Here is a 4803-nt window from a genome sequence, read left to right as displayed (position 1 = left end):
ACCCCCCAGGTCATCCGTTCGACAGGGGGACACAGTCATGCCGGGCCCGGAGGCCAGCGGCCCTCTTGCAGGACCGCGAAAAACATAACGGGGGGAAGTCCCGCCGCCATCCCTTGGGGTGACGGCGGGACTTATGGGCGCGCGGGGCACGCCGGGGGGGAGTTCCGTGCCCCGCGCGGGCTGAGGCCGGAGCAGTGTCCGGACAGCACCAACTGGTAGTTGGGTCAGGCGTCGGGTGCGGTCCGGTCGGAGCCGGTTGCCTGTCCGACGAATCCGTGGCGGATCTGCTGAGAGGGCTCCTGCACCGGGGTGGGCTGACCGGTGCGCAGTTTCTCCCCCTCGACATCGAGGTTCGGGACGAGGCGGTCGAGCCAGCGGGGAAGGTACCAGGCGCGGTGGCCGAGCAGCGTCAGCACGGCCGGTACGAGGGTCATCCTGACGACGAACGCGTCGAAGAGGACAGCGGCGGCGAGACCGAAGCCGATGGTCTTGACCATCTGTTCGTCCGAGCCCACGAACGCGGCGAACACCGCGATCATGATTGCGGCCGCTGCAGAGACGACCCTGGCTCCGTGCCGGAAGCCGCTCGTGATCGCTGACAGCGGCGACTGCCCGTGGACGTACGCCTCGCGCATCCGGGTCACCAGGAAGACCTCGTAGTCCATGGCCAGGCCGAACACCACCCCGACCATGAAGATCGGCATCATGGACATCACCGGCCCTGGCTCGGTGACACCGAGCAGGGAGCCGAGCCAGCCCCATTGGAAGACCGCGACGACCGCGCCGAGGCCGGCAGCGATGGACAGCAAGAAGCCCAGGGCCGCCTTGAGCGGGACGAGCACAGACCGGAAGACGGCGATCAGCAGCAGGAACGCCAGGCCCACCACGAGCGCGAGATAGGGCAACAGCGCGTCGTGGAGCTTCTGGGAGACATCGGCGCTCATCGCGGTGGAGCCGGAGACCATGACGCGGGCACCGCTGTCGCTCACGAGCGCGGGATCGCGCAGAGCGTGCACCAGATCGGCCGTCTCCGGACTGCTGGGGGCAGTGGCGGGCACCACGGTCAGGATGGCGGTGTCCTGGGAATCGCTGAGATGCGGCGGGCTGACCGTGATTACGTTGTCCAGGCCGCGGATGCGCGCGGCGGTAAGGTCGACGGCCGCCTGGGCACTACCGCCATCGGCGTTTTGCACGACCGTCAGGAGAGGGCCGTTGAAGCCGGGGCCGAATCCCTCCGAGAGCAGGTCGTACGCCTTGCGCTGGGTGCTCTCGACGGGTTTGCTCTCGTCGCCGGGCAGCCCGAGCTCCAGCGAGGCCGCGGGAACAGCGACTACGCCGAGCGCGACAGTACCCATCAGGAGGATCGCGAGCGGCCGGCGCGTGACGAAGCGTGCCCAGCGCACACCCAGGCCCGGACGGGCCGGCACTCCCTCACTGGAGGCTTCGCGGACGCGGCGGCGCTTCGCGCGGCGCGGCCGGGCCGGGCCGACGCGCTTCCCCGCAATGCCGAGCAGCGCCGGGACCAGGGTGATGGCGATCAGGACGGCCAGGGCGACCGTGCCGGCCCCGGCGAGCCCCATCTGGGTCAGCATGGGGATGTTCACCACGGCCAGGCCGACCAGTGCTATCACCACGGTCAGTCCGGCGAAGACCACCGCGGAGCCGGCGACGCCCACTGCATGACCGGCCGCGTCCTGCCGGTCCCTGCCCCTCGCGAGCTCGGCTCGGTAGCGGGAGACGACGAACAGCGCGTAGTCGATGCCCACGGCCAGACCGAGCATGGTCGCGAGCACCGTGGTTGTGGATCCCAGGCCGAGCGTGCTGGACAACGCCTTGATCGATAGCATCCCGGTGGCGACGCCCAACAGCGCGGTGAGCAGCGGAAGTCCCGCTGCCAGGAGCGAGCCGAAGGTGAGGACCAGGACCACGGCAGCCACCAGGAGACCGAGAGCCTCCGAGGAGTGACCGCCTCCGCCTTCCGCCTCCGCCGAGACGGCGTTGCCGCCCGCCTCGACGGTCAACTCCGGGGACCGGGATTGTTCCAGAGTGTCCAGCAGCGCCGTCTTGGAGGTCTCCTCGATCTCCGCGACCGGGACCTCGTAGGTGACCTGGGCATAGGCGGTGGAGCCGTCCTTGCTCACCGCCCCGGCCTTGAACGGGTCGGTGACCTGCCCGACCTGCGGAGCATCACCGAGCGCGCGGACCGTCCGCTCGATGTCCTGCTTCATATGCGGATCGGTCATCCGGCCGTCCTCGGCCCGGAAGACCACCCGCGCCGTAGCACCGTCGGTGTTCAGGTCCGCGAAACTCTCATCGAGCAGGTCGGAGGCGCGCTGGGATTCCGTGCCGGGCATGGAGAAGTCATTAGGGGGCGCCGCCGGCGCCTTGGTGGCCAGCACGCCGGCCAGGACCAGCAGTCCGGCCCACAGCATGGTGACGAGCCACCGTCGCCGGAAGGCGAGTTGGCCCAGATTGCAGAGAAAAGCGGCCACGGGAAATGGCTCCAGGTCGTCAGTCATGGCTCATCGGAGTGCCCACCGGGCCCGTGCGGCACGGCGGCCCCGCACCGTGAGGTGCGAAGACGAGCCGACCGCCGGGCGGGATCGGGGGCGGCGGCGGGTGCACAGAATCAGTCCAGTCCGACCCCGCCGTCAGCACACGACGAGTGAGCCGGCCGAGGACCAAATCCGCCCGTCCCGCCGAGATGCCCCTGAGCCTGCCACCCGCAGTTGTCCGTTTCCGGAGAGTTCCTGGGAGCTTTCTGGGAAGGCCCGGCCGCGCGGCCCGCCACTTCCGCCCCTCGCGAGCACCTCGCCCTCGGGCTCGACGCGCTGCTGGCCCTGTGGACCGGCTGGGCTCCGGCGGTCACAGCCCTGCTACTCGCCCTGCCTGTGACCGCCGGTGGCTCGCCACTGCACCGAAGGCTGTGCCCAGGTCCCGCACCGGAGGGCCCTTCACGAGCGGATCGGAGCCGCGATGCCCCTCGGTGGTCGGGGCGCACTGGTACAGCGGGAATCCTTGAGGGAATTCACAGAATTCTCCCAGACATCACAGAGAATTCCATGGAGTTGATTTACTTGAATTCATTGACATCACAGAGGTACTTGGTGAGCATTCTTTAATGCGCTCACCTCCGGGAACCGCAATTGCGGTTTCCCCCTCCGGGTTCGCGCATCTCCCCTTTGCATAATTTCCAGGGTGCGGCCGCATCTGCGGCGCGCCCCGTAAGGAGTGCGCACATGACCGAACGGAAACTGTCCCGTCGTGCCTTCGGCGGAGCCCTGGGCGTCGGGGCCGCTGCCGCCCTCTCGCCTGTGGCCGCATCGGCACACACCATGGCCGCTGAATCCTCCGCCCCTCGGGAACAGCCGTTCCGGGCCGCCACCGGGCGTACCTCCGACCGGCCGAACATCCTGTTCATCCTTGCCGACGACCTCGCCTGGACCGACCTCTCCTGCTACCGGTCTCCGAACATCAACACCCCGAACCTCGACAATCTCGCCGCCCAGGGTGTGCGCTTCACCGACGCCTACGCGGGCTCCTCCACCTGCTCACCCACCCGGATCAGCCTCTACACCGGACGCTACCCAGGACGCGTACGGGCGGGCCTGGACGAGCCCATCATGGAAGAAGCCGAGGTCGGCCTTGAACCCACCCACCCCACGCTCGCCTCGCTGCTGCGCGACGCCGAGTACACCACCGCGATGATCGGCAAGTGGCATTGCGGCTTCCTTCCCGACTACTCGCCGACCAAGTCCGTGCGGCGCACGAGCCGCGGGTGCTGGCCGAGATGAAGGCGGCCTGGGAGAAGGTGGACAGCCGACTGCTGCCGTACCCGTCATACCGGCCCGTCACCGCACAGGACAGCATCAGCCAGCTCGAACAACGCGTCCGAACGCGAGGTCAGGCAGGAGTAGAACTCGCCCCGGAAGCATGACAGTTCCGCCAACGCCTCATGCCGGGCAACGCGATACAGCAGACTCATCCCCCACGGCCTTCGTACGGAATGTGTGTGTTCCTTGGTCGGAGCACATGTTCAGACGAAGGCCGTTCCCGTGTAAGGCAGTTGCCGAACCGGGTAATCAAGTTCGACGCATCATTCGAGGCCACAGGTCAAAGACTAAGTCAGGTGAGGATTACCTGGTCAGGGGGTGAGGGGTTCCACTTTGTGGCTTTGTTCACGAGAACCGGTTCTGGACTCACTTTCCGTGAAGCGGGCACCGTGGGTGACGGCGCTCTCACTGTTTGGGCCTCACGGTAGTCATTCGTGCCTGCGCTGGCCGTTCGGCAGGGTCGCAGGTCCGGTTGTCCAGGAGGCAGCGCGGAGTACTTGCGCGGCGATCTCCAGCACGGTCAGACCATCTGTCGGGACACGGACGGCTCCCACTGGAGCCTTGGCATCTGGATGCCGCGCCATTCGCAGGCTGCGCTCGATGTGCGCGGCAAGTCGTGTTCCGATTTCCCGCTGCGCCAGCCTTTGCCTCACGGCGGTCTCGCTACTGAGCTTGGACGGGTGATGTCGTGTGGGGCTGTGCGGGTCTGATAGTGAGGCCCGCTCCGGCGAAGGCACTGTTGGACAGCAACCCGCGCCGAACCAGGGATCGATGGTGTGCGAGTTGCGCTACCTCCGGACGAACAGTGCACGCTCGGCGTTCACATGACGGACGATTGCTCACTTTCCGGAATATTTGCCCCGAGTCCAGGCCTGAGAGGGCGTTTAGAGATGATCTGCGTCGTTGGGTGACCTTTGCGCTTGCCCGTTTTCAAGCTATTCACCCTCATACGCGCGTCTTCGTGGCCGCC

At 67.4% G+C, this 4803-nt stretch carries 1 protein-coding gene and 2 pseudogenes; 1 reads left to right on the top strand and 2 read right to left on the bottom strand.

The window, feature by feature from the left end:
- Window positions 1–224: 224 nt before the first annotated feature.
- Window positions 225–2492, bottom strand: coding sequence for an MMPL family transporter (locus tag ACFVX4_RS41515; protein ID WP_389988536.1), 2268 nt, complete (start codon window positions 2490–2492; stop codon window positions 225–227).
- Window positions 2493–3239: 747 nt separating this feature from the next.
- Here ACFVX4_RS41515 and ACFVX4_RS41510 point away from each other — a divergent pair.
- Window positions 3240–3758: pseudogene (locus ACFVX4_RS41510) on the top strand (sulfatase); the annotation flags it as partial.
- A gap of 83 nt (window positions 3759–3841) precedes the next feature.
- Here the strand turns inward: ACFVX4_RS41510 and ACFVX4_RS41505 are convergent.
- A pseudogene (locus tag ACFVX4_RS41505) lies at window positions 3842–3985 on the bottom strand (transposase); the annotation flags it as partial.
- Window positions 3986–4803: the final 818 nt, after the last annotated feature.

The sequence above is a fragment of the Streptomyces sp. NPDC058240 genome (assembly GCF_042882135.1).
In the GTDB taxonomy this organism is placed as follows: domain Bacteria; phylum Actinomycetota; class Actinomycetes; order Streptomycetales; family Streptomycetaceae; genus Streptomyces.
Note: the sequence above shows the minus strand (reverse complement) of the source record. Positions and strands in the feature narration are given on the sequence as shown.